This is a genomic window from Streptomyces sp. NPDC058964, assembly GCF_042741275.1.
In the GTDB taxonomy this organism is placed as follows: domain Bacteria; phylum Actinomycetota; class Actinomycetes; order Streptomycetales; family Streptomycetaceae; genus Streptomyces.
The window spans coordinates 1-14,859 of sequence record NZ_JBHYKH010000202.1 but is presented as its reverse complement, the minus strand read 5'-3'; the positions used below and the strand labels follow the sequence as shown (position 1 = coordinate 14,859).

Annotated in this window: 8 protein-coding genes and 3 pseudogenes; 4 read left to right on the top strand and 7 right to left on the bottom strand. The window is 67.8% G+C overall.

Annotated elements, in window-relative coordinates; genetic code table 11:
* Positions 1 to 113: pseudogene (locus ACFW2E_RS23905) on the bottom strand (IS5/IS1182 family transposase); the annotation flags it as partial.
* Positions 114 to 157: 44 nt separating this feature from the next.
* Positions 158 to 859 (bottom strand): annotated as a pseudogene (locus ACFW2E_RS23900) (IS5 family transposase); the annotation flags it as partial.
* A 376-nt stretch (positions 860 to 1,235) separates the two neighbouring features.
* Here ACFW2E_RS23900 and ACFW2E_RS23895 point away from each other — a divergent pair.
* On the top strand, positions 1,236 to 1,562 hold the full coding sequence (locus ACFW2E_RS23895; RefSeq protein WP_384469113.1) for a hypothetical protein: 327 nt from the start codon (positions 1,236 to 1,238) through the stop codon (positions 1,560 to 1,562).
* A gap of 73 nt (positions 1,563 to 1,635) precedes the next feature.
* Here the strand turns inward: ACFW2E_RS23895 and ACFW2E_RS23890 are convergent.
* The 4 genes and pseudogenes from ACFW2E_RS23890 to ACFW2E_RS23875 all read right to left on the bottom strand — a co-directional run bounded on the left by ACFW2E_RS23890 (position 1,636) and on the right by ACFW2E_RS23875 (position 8,033).
* Positions 1,636 to 2,444: pseudogene (locus tag ACFW2E_RS23890) on the bottom strand (IS5 family transposase).
* Between the two features lie 115 nt (positions 2,445 to 2,559).
* Positions 2,560 to 6,051: a hypothetical protein gene (locus tag ACFW2E_RS23885; protein WP_384469112.1), complete on the bottom strand. Its 3,492-nt coding sequence runs from the start codon at positions 6,049 to 6,051 to the stop codon at positions 2,560 to 2,562.
* A gap of 389 nt (positions 6,052 to 6,440) precedes the next feature.
* Entirely contained in the window at positions 6,441 to 6,944 is a 504-nt protein-coding gene (locus ACFW2E_RS23880) for a hypothetical protein (RefSeq protein ID WP_384469111.1), read from the bottom strand.
* A 339-nt stretch (positions 6,945 to 7,283) separates the two neighbouring features.
* Positions 7,284 to 8,033, bottom strand: coding sequence for a transposase family protein (locus tag ACFW2E_RS23875; RefSeq protein WP_384469110.1), 750 nt, complete (start codon positions 8,031 to 8,033; stop codon positions 7,284 to 7,286).
* A gap of 334 nt (positions 8,034 to 8,367) precedes the next feature.
* Here ACFW2E_RS23875 and ACFW2E_RS23870 point away from each other — a divergent pair, with 334 nt between their 5' ends.
* The 3 genes from ACFW2E_RS23870 to ACFW2E_RS23860 all read left to right on the top strand — a co-directional run bounded on the left by ACFW2E_RS23870 (position 8,368) and on the right by ACFW2E_RS23860 (position 12,793).
* Positions 8,368 to 9,558 carry an IS110 family transposase gene (locus ACFW2E_RS23870; RefSeq protein WP_384469109.1) on the top strand — a complete coding sequence of 397 codons (1,191 nt, stop codon included), beginning with the start codon at positions 8,368 to 8,370 and terminating at the stop codon, positions 9,556 to 9,558.
* Positions 9,559 to 9,758: 200 nt separating this feature from the next.
* Positions 9,759 to 10,157: a hypothetical protein gene (locus ACFW2E_RS23865; protein ID WP_384469108.1), complete on the top strand. Its 399-nt coding sequence runs from the start codon at positions 9,759 to 9,761 to the stop codon at positions 10,155 to 10,157.
* A 5-nt stretch (positions 10,158 to 10,162) separates the two neighbouring features.
* Positions 10,163 to 12,793: a tetratricopeptide repeat protein gene (locus ACFW2E_RS23860; protein ID WP_384469107.1), complete on the top strand. Its 2,631-nt coding sequence runs from the start codon at positions 10,163 to 10,165 to the stop codon at positions 12,791 to 12,793.
* A gap of 287 nt (positions 12,794 to 13,080) precedes the next feature.
* Here ACFW2E_RS23860 and ACFW2E_RS23855 read toward each other — a convergent pair whose 3' ends face one another.
* Positions 13,081 to 13,977, bottom strand: coding sequence for a replication-relaxation family protein (locus tag ACFW2E_RS23855; RefSeq protein ID WP_384469106.1), 897 nt, complete (start codon positions 13,975 to 13,977; stop codon positions 13,081 to 13,083).
* Positions 13,978 to 14,859: the final 882 nt, after the last annotated feature.

Genomic DNA, 14,859 nt, shown 5'->3' with positions numbered 1-14,859 from the left:
GGCACCCTTGGCCGTCCCTCGACCAGTTTCGGCCCCGGTTTGGGCAGCAACGGCTCGATCAGGGCCCACAGTTCATCCGAAACGATCCACGGCCGGGACTGACGTTTCCCCACGACCAGACCAACGAGCGGACAAGCCTCCAGTCACATGATCAACGCCAGCCGTAGGTCCGCTCGACCGTCCACCGCTTCGGTATCGAGGTGAATCCCCTGGTCCCGGGGGTGCGGGCGACGATTTCCATGTCGATGCCGAGCGTGGCGGCATGCTCGACGAGGTGCTGGCGGTAGCCGCCGTCGACCCAGGCTTTGCGGATGCCGGGATGGGCGGCGGCAACCCGGTCGAGTAACTGGGTGCCGGCCACGGAGTCCTGGACACTGGCCGCGGTGACCAGTACCGCCAGGAGGAGGCCGATCGTGTCGGTCACGATGCTCCGCTTTCGGCCCACGATCTTCTTGCCCGCATCTATGCCCTGACTGGTGGCGGGAACGCTGGTGGAGGGTTTCACGCTCAGCGCGTCGATCACGCAGGCCGACGGCTCCGCGTTCCGTCCCTCCTTTCGCCGCACCAACTCCCGCAGCAGGCCGTTGAGCTGGGCAAATACCCCTTCCTTCTGCCACTTTGCGAAGTAGCCGTAGACCGTCTCCCAGGGCGGGAAGTCGTGCGGCAGGTAGCGCCACTGCACCCCGGTGCGGTTCACATAGAGGATCGCGTTCATGATCTCGCGCAGTTCGTGCTCTGGTGGGCGTCCGAAGTCCAGGGCCCGGCCGCGGCGCTCGAAGCGCCAGGCGGTCAGGACCGGCTCGATCAACTCCCAGCGGGCATCGGACAGATCACTCGGATATGGACGTCGTTCACTCATGGCCTGGGCGTACCGTCCCGAGCCGAGTGCGCCCAGGCGTGCGTTTTCGGCGGTGGAAGCACGGCATGGACCAGGGCGTCTTGGAATGAGACAGGCGCAAGTCGCATACCACCCCAGGCGTCACCCCGTCCGGCTCTCAGGACTCCATCGCACCGACAGTCTCACTGGCATCGAATGCCTGCGACCCACAATCCAGGTAATACAAGAATAATTAAGGTGAAAACGACCTCTAACTGATGGTTTCAGAATGAGGTCGCGAGGCGGCGAAGGCGTATGGGGCGCCGTCGGCTGAGGCGAGGCACGCGGCCTGGCCCACGACGGCCATGCAGCCGTACAGGCTTGCCCGGCCAGCCTAGGCACCGTGCATAGTGTGTTCATGGATCAATTCGTGGGTCAGGGCCGCCTCGAATGGTGGGCCAATCACTCGACTTGCCTTGAGATGTACGACATCGACATCACCGTCGCTGTCGACGCGGTCGGCCAGTGGCGGGCAACCGGTCGGCATGCCAACGCCCTTGACACGACCCAACGCGAGGGCTGGGACTTGCTCATGGAGATGGATCCCCACTTCTCCATTGCGTTTCCCGGTGAGGACCGCGGAGGGATCATGGTGCGAGTCGTCGAGGCAGGAGATGGAACCCTCACGCTCACGGAGGCACCTGACTGGGACGGCTCCGTGAACGTCACCTTCGACCTCACCTGAGTACAGCTCGCAAGGGCAGGAGACCGACTTCGCTACCCTGCCACCGACTCCGGCGTCACCCCTTGCTGATCTTTCAGAATGAAGTTCGGAGGCGGCGAAGGCATATGAGGCTGCAGGCCAGTTCGAGCAGGCCCTGGTGGAGATCCGCGCGTCGTTCGTAGCGGATGCGGAGCCGCCTGAACTGGTGCAGCCAGGCGAAGGCGCGCTCGACCACCCAGCGCACCTTGCCCAGCCCGGAGCCGTGCGCGACGCCGCGTCGGGCAGTCATCGGCTTGATGCCGCGCTTCCACAGCAGACGGCGGTACTTGTCGAAGTCGTAGCCCCGATCGGCGTACAGGCGCCGGGGCTTGCGGCGGGGACGGCCTCGTAGACCTCAAATCGCTGGGACTGCGTCCAGCAGTGGCAGGAGCTGGGTGACGTCGTGGCGGTTCCCGCCGGTGAGCGTGACAGCGAGCGGGGTGCCATTGCGGTCGACGATCAGATGGTGTTTGGGGCCGGGACGGGCACGGTCGACGGCCGAGGGGCCGACGTGATCCCCCCTTTGAGGGCCCGGACGTGAGAACCGTCCACGGCGCAGTCGTCCAGGCCGAGAAGGTCAGCGCGGCGTAGTTCGGTCAGTAGGGCGGCGTGCAGACGCGGCCAGACACCGGCCTCGGTCCACTCCCGCAGCCAGCGCCAGGCCGTCACGCCGGAGCAGCCCACGGTCTCGGCCGGGACATCGCGCCAGGCGACACCGGTCCGCAAGACGTACATGACGCCCGCGAAGGCCGCCCGGTCTGGAACACGCAGTCGACCCGGGTGGCGGTGGCGCTGTTCGGGAGCGGGCGGCAGAAGCGGTGCCACCCGCTCCCACAGGTCATCCGGAACAAGATCAGCATGCACCCCGGACACCCTGCCGACCAAGATCGCCGAGCACAAGACCCACAGCTCAACTCATTCTGAAACGATCAGTAAGTAGTTTCCGTGGTTTGATCCCTGGTGCTACGTGCAGCAGTTATTACGACTGGGGTTCCTGCGAGAGGATATCTCCGTATACCGCGACAGCGATCCGGATCATCGCTTGCGGGTAAATCTTTGCCACCACTGTCAAGGGCTTCAGCCATGAACCCAATGTGAATGCCTCCCCCAGCAAATGGCACGCTCGCGGTGAACCGACAATATTTGCCACTGCGATCAGTGCCTGCACCCGCCGGTCTGGATTGGTTATGGTACGGGCGATCCGCTCGGCCGGAATTTGGGCGTTAGCTGAGGCGAACGCCTCGGCCACATAGATCAACGTTCTTTCTCTCTCGTCGGTATCATTGATTGTGCGGGCGATCTGTTCGGCTGGAACGGGTTTACCCGCTGCGGCCAACGTCTGCGCCACGTTGACCAGTGCCTGGGTTTGTTGGAGCGGGTAGCCAATGGAGTGAGCAATTTCCACGGCCCGAATGTGGTCGCCACTCTCGGCTACTGATCTGGCCAGTTCCACAAGTGCCCGTGCTCGCCGGTCCGGGTTGACGATGGTGCTATTGATCTGCTCGGACTTGGTGGTGAGTTCATGGGCCCACGCGTGGTTGCCGGTCGCAGCGACGGCCCTGGCGAGCCGGGCCACTGCCTCACCCGCGTCGACAAGTGCTCGTGCCTGCCGTTGCAGGTCATCGATGGTGCGAGCTATCCCCTCAACATCGGTGACCAGTTCGCAGGCGCGCGCGAGGTCGCCCGCCGTAGCTACTGCCTCAGCTACTGCAGCGAGTGCCCGTGCTCGCCAGTCAGGAAGGGGGATGGTGCGGGCAATTTGTTCGGCTGGAACGAGGTCTCCTGCTGCGGCTATTGCCCCGGCCACTTTAGCCGCTGTCTCAGATACGGCGCTCAATGCCAGTGTGCGTTGCCAGTCCGTGATAGTGCGCACGAGCTGCTCGGACTCGGTAGCCAGTTCAAGGGCCCGCGCGTGGTTTCCGGCCATAGCCACCGCTTCAGTCAGGGCGGTCAGAGCTAAGGTCTGACAGTACGGGTCGGTGATGGTGCGAGCCAAGCGTTCAGCCCTCCCGTGCTGACCGGCTGTGACCAACGCACGGGTCACGTCGGTCAGCGCCCGGGCCCGCAGGTCCGGGTCGTTGACAGTGCGGGCAATTTGTTCAGCGCGCGCATGATCGCCGGCCTTGGCAACCGTCCGAGCCATTTGGGCCACTGCCCGAGCCGCGGCACCCAGTGCATCTACCCGCTGCATCCGGTTGCTGATGGTGCGAGCGATCTGCTCGGCCCATGCACGGTTACCCGCTGAGGCCACCTCTTCAGCCAGGTTTGCCAGCGCTTGTCCCTGGTGGTACGGGTCAGTGATGCTGCGAGCGATCTGTTCCGCCCCTGCGTGGTGGCCGGCCATACCTACTGCTTTGGCCAAGGCAGCCAGTGTCCGTGTCTGCTGATCTGGGTTTGTGACTGTGCGGGCGATGTATTCGGCGTCGGTGGCCAGCTCGCGGGCCAGCGCTGGGTGACCGGCCGAGGCCACCGCACGTGCCAGGTCGGCCAGCACGCGTGACCGCTCATACGCCGCGGAGGCTCTGGGAGCGATCCGTCCGGCCCGCCCTTGGGCACTCACCGCGGCTTGGTCGGCGAGTGCTCGTGCCTGCTGGTACAAGCTGGTGATGCCGCGCGAGATTTGCTCGGCCCACGCGTGGTACCCGGTCGCGGTGACCGCTGCGGCCAGGTCGGCCAGCACCCAGACCTGCTGGTACGGGTCAGTGAGTTTGCGAGCGCTCTGCTCGCAAGTGGTCGCCAGTTCGTGGGCTCTGGTGCGGTCACCTTCTGCGGCCACCGTTGCAGCTAGGGCAGCCAGGGCCCGAGCCTGCTGGTACGGGTTGGCAATGGAGCGACAGATCTGTTCGGTCCGCCCGGAGTTGCCAGCCTTGGCTACGACCCCAGCCAGGTCGGCCAGCGCCCGTGCCCGCCGGTCCAGGTCGGTGATGGTGCGGGCAATTTGTTCAGCTCGCGCGTGGTCACCGACCTTGGCCACCACTCCAGCCACATCGGCCAGCGCCTGTGCCCGCCGGTCCGGGTCGGTGATGGTGCGGGCGATTCGCACGGCCCGGGCGTGGTTGCCTGCCGCGGCGACCGCTACAGCCGCCGCTGCCCGCGTCCGTGCCCGCCGATCCGGGTCGGTGAGGGTGCGAGTGATCTGCTCACAGTGGGTGGCGTGTTCGCGGGCCCGGGTGTGGTTGCCTGCTTCGGCCAGTGCCACTGTCACCCCCGCCAGTGCCAGCGCTCGTTGATCCGGATCGGTGAGGGTGCGAGTGATCTGCTCACAATGGGTGGCGAGTTCGCGGGCCCGGGTGTGGTTGCCTGCTTTGGCCAGTGCTACCGCCACCCCCGCCAGCGCCAGCGCCTGCTGGTCCGGGTCGGTAAGAGCTCGGGCGAGTGCTTCTGCCCGATTGGGCTGGCCGAGGGTAGCCCACACAGCGGGAAGCTCAGATGGGATGTGGGCGTTGCGCGATTCAAGTTGGCTGCGGCGGTGGGACAGTCTGGCCAGAATGTAGAGATCTGGTTCCCGGCTGGCGAGGAGCAGATCTTGGCAAGCCTTGACCTCGGTCAGAGCGGCGGTGTCCCCGCCAGAAAGGTCGAGCATTCGGTCGTGGCGTGCCGGGTCCATGGCAAGCATGCTCAGGCGGCTGACGTCACCTTCGGTGGCCAGCATGCGAGGATAGCCGGTCAACAAATATTCGGAGGTGTGCAGTGGCCACGGCGGCCGGCCTTCGGCAGGGGTGCGGTACCTCTCGGCCCAGGTGTGTAATTGGCCCCGATATCGGGCGAGTCGCTCCTGACCGAGGTAGTGGCAGGCAGAATTGTGCAGTTCCTCATGGCCGAGCAGATACACCTGGGGCCCGTCGTCCGGTGCCCAGGCAGCCAGTCGGCGGGTGAACGTGCGCCCCGCCACGGTATGCAGGACGTCCTCCACGGTCACCAAGTCCGTACCCGTCAGCTCCCGTAGGTCCGGACCAGACAGACCACCACGGGCCGCGGTCAGCAGTCCCAGGAGATCCTGCTCAACACGGCTGCCTCTGAGGAGGCGCTTGAGTTCAGACTGGCCCAGGCGCTGCAGGCCCCGCGCGTGGGGAGAGGCGACGAGCAGCCGGACGATCCCTGGATCCCGCAACGGGTGCCAGTCGGGTACATCATCCGGGATCGGCGGGTTAGGGCGGCCAGCGATGATGACCCGCATCCCGGCCGGCGGGCGGCCGGGGAGCAGTCCGGCGATGCTGTGCGCTCCCGGTCCAGTGGTCACGCCACGGTCTTCGTCCAGCCCGTCGACAAGTAGCACCAGCCGACCACCCTCCTGCTGGCAGGCGGCGGCAGCATCGGCAAGAAGATCCAGCAGAGCCGCTTCCCGCGCTGCCTCATCCCCGCCGACTGGCAGGTCCAGGCCGAGCAGCGCACACAGCTGCTCCGTCACCGCCGTGGTGAACGCCTCGCGGGTGTCCTGCGAAGCCAGACGAGCCGTAATGAAGAACGACACGAGCCGTGCCCTCCCAGCCGCCATCAAGGCCGGTGGAGTGAGCACAAAGGTGGACATCAAAGCAGACTTGCCAGCCCATGGCCCAGCTCGCCACCACACGTAAGGACCGCGGCGCTCCTCCAGACAGAAGCTAGCCAGTTCTGCCAGCTCGGCATCCCGGTCCAGTAACCGTGGCGGGGCGATCCGCTCCACCTGCCGCCGATAGGCGGAGCGCACCGGCCGTGACCCACCGGACACCCGAATCTGGTTGATTATCACATTTCCGGCGACCCGCTCGAAGCTGGTACCACCGCCCCTCTCGTTGCCGAGCCCCGGCAACGAGCAAACCGAATCTGCTGACAGTTCCGGCGTTCTGGCGGCGCCCTCGCCACCGGATGTTCCGGGTGCGGTCAGGGGCGAGACCGGCCCGGCTCGGAAGGGCCCAGCCGTTGTCCGTCCGCAACACCCCGATCCACGTTCACGTTCCCGCCGACCTGCCCCATCGCGATCGCGTCTCCGCTGGCCTGGGCGTGAGCGTCCCCGCAGAACACCGTGGATCCGGAACCAGCCACCACGGAGACGCCGTCGGCCTTCTCGGCGGCCTGCAGTTGGGCGGCCAGCTCGGTGACCTTCCTCCCGAAGACGTCGTCCTTACGCGCGGCCGCCATGACTGCCAACTCCAGTTGCTGACGGGTCAACTCGCTGACCTGTCCTTCCCCAACGGCGGCCTCCTCAGTCAGGTCATCCAGAGCCGGATGCCCGCTGAGCTTGGCAACCACCGCCGTGTGCAACCTGTCTAGCCCCGCATCGATGGCCACGTCGACCTCGGCATCCGCGCGGCCAGCCACCCGGCGGGCCTTTCGCACCGCCCACGCGATCACGTACCCGGCCACTACCCCGGCCTCGATCACCATCGAATCCGGCCCCCTCCCCTGGCGACGGTCGTCCCGCTACATCATGCCCAAAAGCACATGGCCATACCGGCCGAATTACCTCCCGATCTGACGCTTCAAACCTGGCCACCTCCCGACACTAGGCGGACAGTCCCCCGGGGGTCGGATTTCGCTCTGACCTCCATGGGCAGCGCGCGGGTTCTGACGGGGTCGCTATCGCCTCGACCGGGCTGATCGGTTCCGGTGGCGTCGGGAATGTCCACCGCGGGTTCGATCTGCGGCTGCGGCGGCGGGTTGCCGTGAAGGTCTTCCGGTCGGTACCGGCTCCGACACGGAGGAGGACTACCGCAGTGAGTGTTTTCAGCGTTGCCTCTCCAGGGTGAGGACGGCTTTGGTGATGACAGTCATGCGGTTGGGGCTGATACGGGATCTGCGGAAGATCTGCCAGGACTTCAGCAGCGCCATGCCGCGTTCGACCGGTGCCCTCGCCACAGCCAGGGCCCGGTTGACGGTGCGCTGGGTGAGGGTGAGTTCACCGCCCGGTGGCCGTTTGAGTCCGGTGGTGGCCCAGGGACCGGCGCCCTGGTAGGCGCGGTCGGCGAGGATCGGGACGCCCTGCCGCTCGCAGATCCGGATGATGCGGTGGGCGCGGGCCGCGGTCAGGTCGTGGGTACGGCCCGGCAGCGCGGGCGAGATCCACAGCACCTCACCGGCGGGATCGGTGACGACCTGGACATTCACGCCGTGCCGGCGGTGTTTGGCCGAGTAGTCGGCTCGGCTGTCGCCGACGCGGTCGCACTCGGCGAGGGTTCCGTCCAGCAGGACGAACTCCGGATCATGCTCGCGCAGAGTCTTGAGCAGGCCAGGGGCCCATTCGGCGAGCAGGCCGGTCACGGCGGTGACATACGCGTGGGCGGTGCCGACGGATATCCCGAAGCCGGACGCGATCCGGGTGAGGGTGTCGTGGCGGCGTAGGTACACCAGAGCGACGAGCGCCCGCTGGTGCGGCGGGAGTTTGCACCGTCGGTCACCCTCACGGGTGACGATGAGCATCGTGACCCACTCGACCAGCGCGTGCGGGAGGTCGAGTGCGGCAGGATAGGGAACCAACGAGGCTCCTGTGCCGATGGGTTGAGACTTCGAACACCTCCCCCAACGGCACGGGGGCTTTGTGCGTTGCGGCCCTCACCTCAACCTCACCGCGTCACCCGATCCCTACGTTGTTCTGCGGGACGTGGTGAGCCCTTCGTATGGTTCACCCACCCAGGGGTGCCGGGTGTGGCTGTCACCCGATAGCCGATGATGTGGCCTCCACTGATTGGCCGCCTGGTACCCCACGACGACTCGGCTGCCAATTAGGAATTGCGAATGATCGCTGAGTAGGGAATCGACAGCGAAGTCGTCCGTCGGGAGGCACCAGCACCACACCGCACGGAGGCACCACTTGACCGCGATCTGGGCCGGCATCGACGCAGGCAAGACCCACCACCACTGCGTCGCGATCGACGAGAACGGCCACCGGCTGCTGTCTCGACGCGTCGCCAACGACGAACCCGACCTGCTCCAGCTCCTCACTGACGTCCTGGCCCTGGGCGAGACGGTGACCTGGGGCATCGACCTGGCCGACGGCGGAGCCGCCCTGGCCATCGCGCTCCTGCTCAACCACGAACAGCCGGTGCACTACATCTCCGGCCGGGCCATCCACCGCGCCTCCGAGAGCTACCGCGGCGAGGGGAAGACTGATGCCAAGGACGCCGCCGTCATCGCCGACCAGGTCCGCGTCCGGCGCGACCTGCACCCCTTGCGGGCCGGCGACGGCACCGTCGCCGACCTCAAGATCCTTACCGGTCGACGCCTGGACCTGGTCGCGGACCGAACCCGCACGGTCAACCGACTGCGAGCCCAGCTCACCGGCATCTTCCCCGGCCTGGAACGGGCATTGGATCTCACCAACACCGGACCTCTTGTCCTCCTGACCGGCTACCAGACACCATCCGCTCTCCACCGGACAGGCAAGACACGGCTCGAGACCTGGCTGCGCAACCGCAGGGTCCTGCGAGCAGACCAGCTCGCCGAGACAGCTCTCGAGGCAGCCGGGCGCCAACACACCAGCCTGCCGGGGGAGAAACTGACCGCGCAGATGGTGCACACCCTCGCCGCGGAGGTGATGGCCCTCAACCAACAGATCGCCGAGATGGACAAGGCGATCGAGGCCCGGTTTCGCGAGCACCAGGCCTACGAAGTGATCACCAGCATGCCGGGCCTGGGCGTCATCCTCGGCGCCGAGTTCCTGGCCGCCACCGGTGGCGACATGGACCTCTTCGGAACCGCTGACCGGCTCGCCGGCTTCGGCGGCGTCGCCCCCGTTCCCCGCGACTCCGGCAAGATCAGCGGAAACCTCCACCGCCCCCGACGCTACAACCGCAGACTCCAACGCGTCTTCTACATCTCCGCGTTGTTCAGCATCCGCTACTGCGAGGACTCTCGCAGGTTTTACGAACGCAAGCGAGCCGAGGGCAAGCGCCACATACAGGCAGTCCTGGCCCTGGCCCGCCGCCGCGTCAACGTCCTCTGGGCCCTCCTCCGCGACGGACGGACCTACGAGGCCAAGCCGCCTACTGCCCGCACGGCTTGACAGACAGCATTAGGAATCAGTGGCCACGCTGAAAACGCTCACTGATGAGGCGCGGTATCTGTCACCTCGGCTACATTTTGTAGGCTTTCTGGCACTGGTTCTGATGACCGTTCCATCCGCCCGGGCCAGCTATTGACGCGGCCCGGCCGGTGATCGAGCATCGGAGCTGAGGTGCGCCCGGGCCGACGGGGGAGTGGACGATGAGCGGTGACATTCTTCAGGTGGTCAACGACGCGACCCCGTTCATCGCGGCGGCGGCGGCCAGCTACGGCAGTGCGGTGCTCGCGCAGGCGCAGGACGAGGCCGCCAGCGCGACGATCAGTGCCGGGCGTCGCATCCTGCTCCGGGTCTTCGGCCACCGTGAAGCCGACGATCCCATCGCCGGGCTCCTCGACGAGGTCGCCGCCGATCCGTCCGATCCGGACACGGTCGGCGCGCTCCGGCGCGAGCTGCGGAACGCCCTCACCGAGGATTCGCAGCTGGTCGCGGACCTGCGCGCGATGCTCGCGGGAGCGGCTCCGTCCGTCACCGTGGGCACCAACGAGGGGATCATCTCGACCGGGTCGGCCGCGACCAACACGATCAACAACACCAGGTAGCTCTGATGGCGGACGGGATCCACGTCGGCACCAACTTCGCCATCATTTCAACCGGCCCCGACGCGCGGAACACGGTCAACGTCGAACTGCCCCGCTACCGGGAGCCGGGTGAGGTCGGCTGCCCGCCCGGCCTGCTGCGGCTCCCGTCGCGCACCGCTCCCTCCGGCCGACGGTCCAGGAAACGGGTTGACGGGCTCGTCGGCCGGGCCGCTGAGCTCTCGGCGCTCTCGCGGCGCGCGCACGTGCAGATCATCACGGGGCTGGGCGGGGTCGGGAAGTCGGCGCTCGCTGAGGCCCACGCCTCGGCGCTCCGGACGTCATACAACCCGGTCTGGTGGATCGACTGCGACGACGACCAGCAGATCGAGCACGGTCTGGCGGCGCTCGCCCACCGGCTGGAGCCCGCCCTCGTGCCGCACGGGGACTCCGTCGCCGCCCAGTGGGCCCGGACCTGGCTGGGCGGCCGCTCCGGATGGCTCCTCGTCCTGGACAACGTGGCGCGTCCCCGCGACGTCGCCGAGATCCTTTCCTCCTACCCCGACGGGCGCTTCCTGCTGACAACCCGCCAGGTCGTTGGATGGGAGGAGGTCGGCGCCACCCTCAGGCTCCCGCCCCTCAAGGCCGGCGACGCGCTCGACCTACTGCGCCGCACCGTCGCCGATCCTGCCCTGCTGGACGGCGCGGAGGAGCTCTGCACGGCGCTGGACGGGCTGCCACTCGCCATCGAGATCGCCAGCGCCTTCCTCACCCAGAACAACGTCACCGCGAGCGCCTATCTGGAACGGCTCGACCGGCCTTCCGAGGGCCGCTGGGCCTGGAGCCTGTCGGCCGACGAACCCCGGGCGATGCGAAGGATCTGGACGGCGACGCTCGACCGGCTGACCCCGTCCGAGTCGGCGCTACTCGAGGTCCTGTCCTGGTACGGCCCGGAGCAGATCCCCCGGGAACTCGTCGACTTCTGGAAACCGGATCCGGTCGCAGACGACACCCTGGTGCTGGTCGGTAGCCTGGCCTCCTACGCGCTCGTGAACGTCTCCCCCTGGGGCGACCTGTCGCTGCACCGGCTCGTCCAGTCCGCCATGCGGAGCGCGCCGCCCGAACGGACGGGTACCAGCGCGCCGCGGCGGGCATTCGGCGCGCTTCATCGGATGTGGATGGCCGACGTCGTCGACGCGGAGCGGTGGCAGGAGCACGCGGTACCCCATCTGGTGACGCTAGCCGCCCACACCCTGGGGACGTCCGACGCCGAACTCCAGTCGGTGCACGCGCAGACCGCCGACCTGCTGACCGTGACCAGCGGAAGCCACCGGGATCCGGCGTTCTGGGAGAAGGCGGCCGAGCAGCGACGGGACCAGCTCGGGCCGGAGCACCCCGACACGCTCACCGCGAGGAACGCGCTCGCCCGGACCTACGCCTCCGGCGGCAACAAAGTGGCAGCCGCCCGCCTGTTCGCGACGGTCATCGAGCAGCGCGAGCGGGTGCTCGGACCGAGCAGCGCCGAGGCCCTCATGTCGCGGTTGCGGCTCGCCGACCTCCTCGACGACCTGGGAGACCGCGGCAAGTCCATCGAACGGCTAAAGCGGCTGGCCGACGACTGCAGGCGTCACCTCGGCCCCGATCACGACCTGACGATCGGGACGCAGTACACGCTGGTCAGGAAGTGTCTGAAGCCCTACCGCTCCTGGCGGGGCCTGCGGCCCGGGGGCGCCGGAGAGTACGGACGGGCCTACACCGCCGTCCGCAACGCCCGGCAGATCCTCAGGCACTCCGTCCGGACGGACGGCGCCGACTCCGCCAATGCCGAGGAGGCCGCCGACCTGCTCGCCGCCGCCTACGAGGCCCTGGGCCTCAGGGGCAGCGCCGCGAAGGTCGTTGAAACGCATCTCGCCGAGTACGGCAAGCGCGACGTCGCCCTCATGTACGCTTCGGCCCTCCTCCGTACACGGGCAGTCACCCTCGCCCGTAGCGAACTGGAGCGCCTCTCAGGCGGCTTCCCCACCGACGACTTCTACCTCTCGGACGAGATCGACGACCTCGCGCACATCTTCGAGACCGCTGGCGGCCACACCGACGCGGTCAAGCTCCTCACCGCCGCCGTCGACGCCCGCGAACGCCTCCTCGGCCCGGACAACCCCAGCACCCTGGACGCGAAACTGACCCTCGCCCGCGCCCTGGTCCAGATCCGCCGCCGCCGCGACGCCATCATGCTCCGCGAACAGGTCCTCCCGGTCTACGAACGCCTGCATGCCCCGCTCTCCGACGAGATCCTCACCACCAGAGGCGCCCTCATCAGCGCCTACCACGCCGTCGGCGACCACTCCAAGGCCATCGCCCTGAGACAACGCACCTACGACGAGGCCTTCACCCACCTGGGCCCCACCCACCCCACCACCTTGGCCTCCCACCACTTCCTGGCCCTGGCCCTCGCCGAACGCGGCAACGACATGCCCAAGGCCCGCGTCATGCTCACCCAGGTCCTCCACGAGTTCTCCGCCGCCTACGGACCCACCGACCCCCGCACCCTCAAGGTCGCCCGCCACACCCAATGGTCAACCTCCGAACGACTCTTCCGCCTCCGCTTCACCCTCGAAAAGAACAAGGAAACCTTCACCGAGGCCTTTACCGATTCCCTCTGACCGGGGAGATCGCCCGCGACCTCCCCGGTCAGGCCGCCGAGCTTCCCCTGACGTACCTGAACGGGGACTCCTCGTTGCGGAGCTGGCTGGCCCCCGCTGGCCCTCGGACTGATCGACTTCGAGGAAGTCGGACACGGCCTGGCTGACCAGGACCGAGCCCTCCAGAACCCGCATGCCTGAGCAGAACCGCACCCACCGATCGGAACACGCGCGAGCCCGCGACCCACCCGCGGACCCGGTCCATGGTCGGGCCTGCAACGCCGACCAGGATAAGCGCGATGCGCTGCCTACGGATGTCGGGACTGGCTCCAGCCGACGCGCTGGTTGGGGTTTTGGATGAGGCGCCACACGGGCGCTGAAGGGCCATTGCGGAGCAGGTCGACCAAGGCCGCCACCAGGACGGGAACGTCACGCAGGAAGCTGGACAGGGCTAGTTCCGAGGCAGCCGCGCGAAGGGCGCGGATGCGATGGTCGACACCGGCCGGGCCGGTGCCGTCCAGGACGAACAGCAGCCGTGGGAACAGCGGGTAGCGGCGCCGCCAGTCCTCCTCCTGGAGCTGCTGCCCGGCGGTGGTCCGCGGACGTCCGGGCAAAGGCGCTGGGACGTAATCGTGGAGGCGGGCATAGGTGGTGAGTTTCGCGGCGAGCCGTTCGGGTCCCATGGTGGCCCGGTCGACTTCGATGAAGGCCCGCAGCATCGTCCCGCCTTGGTCGGAGCGGCGGTAGTACAGCAGCGCGTCCGGAATGACGGCCTCACCGCCGCCGAGAGGGTGGTACACCTCGGGGATCCAGTCCAGCGGCCGGCACTCGTCCCCGCGGCGGCGGGCGTCCTGCAGGAACGCCAGCCCGGTCTCCGTCACGGTCAGCGCGTGCCCGGCGCGCAGCCGGACCGCGGTGCGGTCCGCGATCAGCCTCGGCGGCCGCCGCTCGCGCAGCTCGGGCCACTCGGAGGCGACGTCCACGCCGTACTGGGTAGCGAACCACACCCGGGTCCGTCCGGCCTGCGGCAGGGTGACTCGGTCGATCAGACCCTCGTGGCGCAGTTTGGCCAGGCGCCGCCGGGTCTGCTCGATCCGCACCCCGGGCGCGATCACCTGGTGCATCTGTTCCGTCGTCGTCATCCGGTACTGCGCCAGCAGGGCTAAGGCGAGCCGGTCCCCGCCACCAGCATCCACGTTCAACATCGTTGCCTTTCAGGTACGTTGCCGCGCCGGGCCTGTTCCGGCGCCGCTCGTACGTCCAGGCCAGCAGTCGGCCCCGACCGGACCACCGACCACCAAGGCCCGACCAGCGTCACGATGCGATCGCCCCGCCCCGACCACGCCCGCAACCCCGCCGGAAGCCCCTCCGACGACCCCGCCGACGACTGTGCGCACCCACCTGCCGCCTGACGGTGTATCTCCAGGTCACTATGCCTGTTTGGCCTGGTCGGGGACCCGACATCCCCCTCTGCGCCCCCATAACAGCCCCACCCAGGAAAAAAGAACGAGGGAAGGGGAGTGCGGGCGTGGTGGCGGAGCGGCGGGGGATCGGGCGGCCTCTTGGGGGTGTTGCGCGTCGGCGTGGCGGCGCGCCGCCGGGCAGACAGGCTGTCCGGCGCTCTCCGGCGGGTGATCTTCGGCGCGCGGCCGTGACGGGAGACCCGATGCACGACACCCACGACCAGGCCCTCGCCGTGACCCTCACTGTCCTGCTGCTGACCGGCACGGTCCTGCTCGTCTCCTGCTATACCCGTTCCCGGCCAGTGGGCGAGTGGTAACCCCGTTCCGTGCGATTGCAAACCCTACGATGGTGGCGGCGTGTCCGTCTGTGGCGAAGCGGATTCAAGTCAACAGCCCTTTAATCGTTGGCCCCTTGAGGTGCAGGGCGCCTAGGGTGGCGATGCCTGCCGTTGCAGCAGTTTGCAATACGAGTAGCCGTTAATGGCGGCAGGGAAGGGGGAACGTTTCCTTGAACAAGACAACAAAGCGTCGGCGGTGGTACCCGTGCACCTGCGCCGTCGGCGTTCGGCACACCGGACACGGCACCGCCACATCCCGAGTGCGGGCCGTGACCACCACCGCGAC

Coding starts and splice junctions, on each gene's coding strand:
- ACFW2E_RS23895 (WP_384469113.1), top strand. CDS start 1,236: ATGGATCAATTCGTGGGTCAGGGCCGCCTCGAATGGTGGGCCAATCAC.
- ACFW2E_RS23855 (WP_384469106.1), bottom strand. CDS start 13,977: ATGTTGAACGTGGATGCTGGTGGCGGGGACCGGCTCGCCTTAGCCCTG.
- ACFW2E_RS23865 (WP_384469108.1), top strand. CDS start 9,759: ATGAGCGGTGACATTCTTCAGGTGGTCAACGACGCGACCCCGTTCATC.
- ACFW2E_RS23860 (WP_384469107.1), top strand. CDS start 10,163: ATGGCGGACGGGATCCACGTCGGCACCAACTTCGCCATCATTTCAACC.
- ACFW2E_RS23880 (WP_384469111.1), bottom strand. CDS start 6,944: ATGGTGATCGAGGCCGGGGTAGTGGCCGGGTACGTGATCGCGTGGGCG.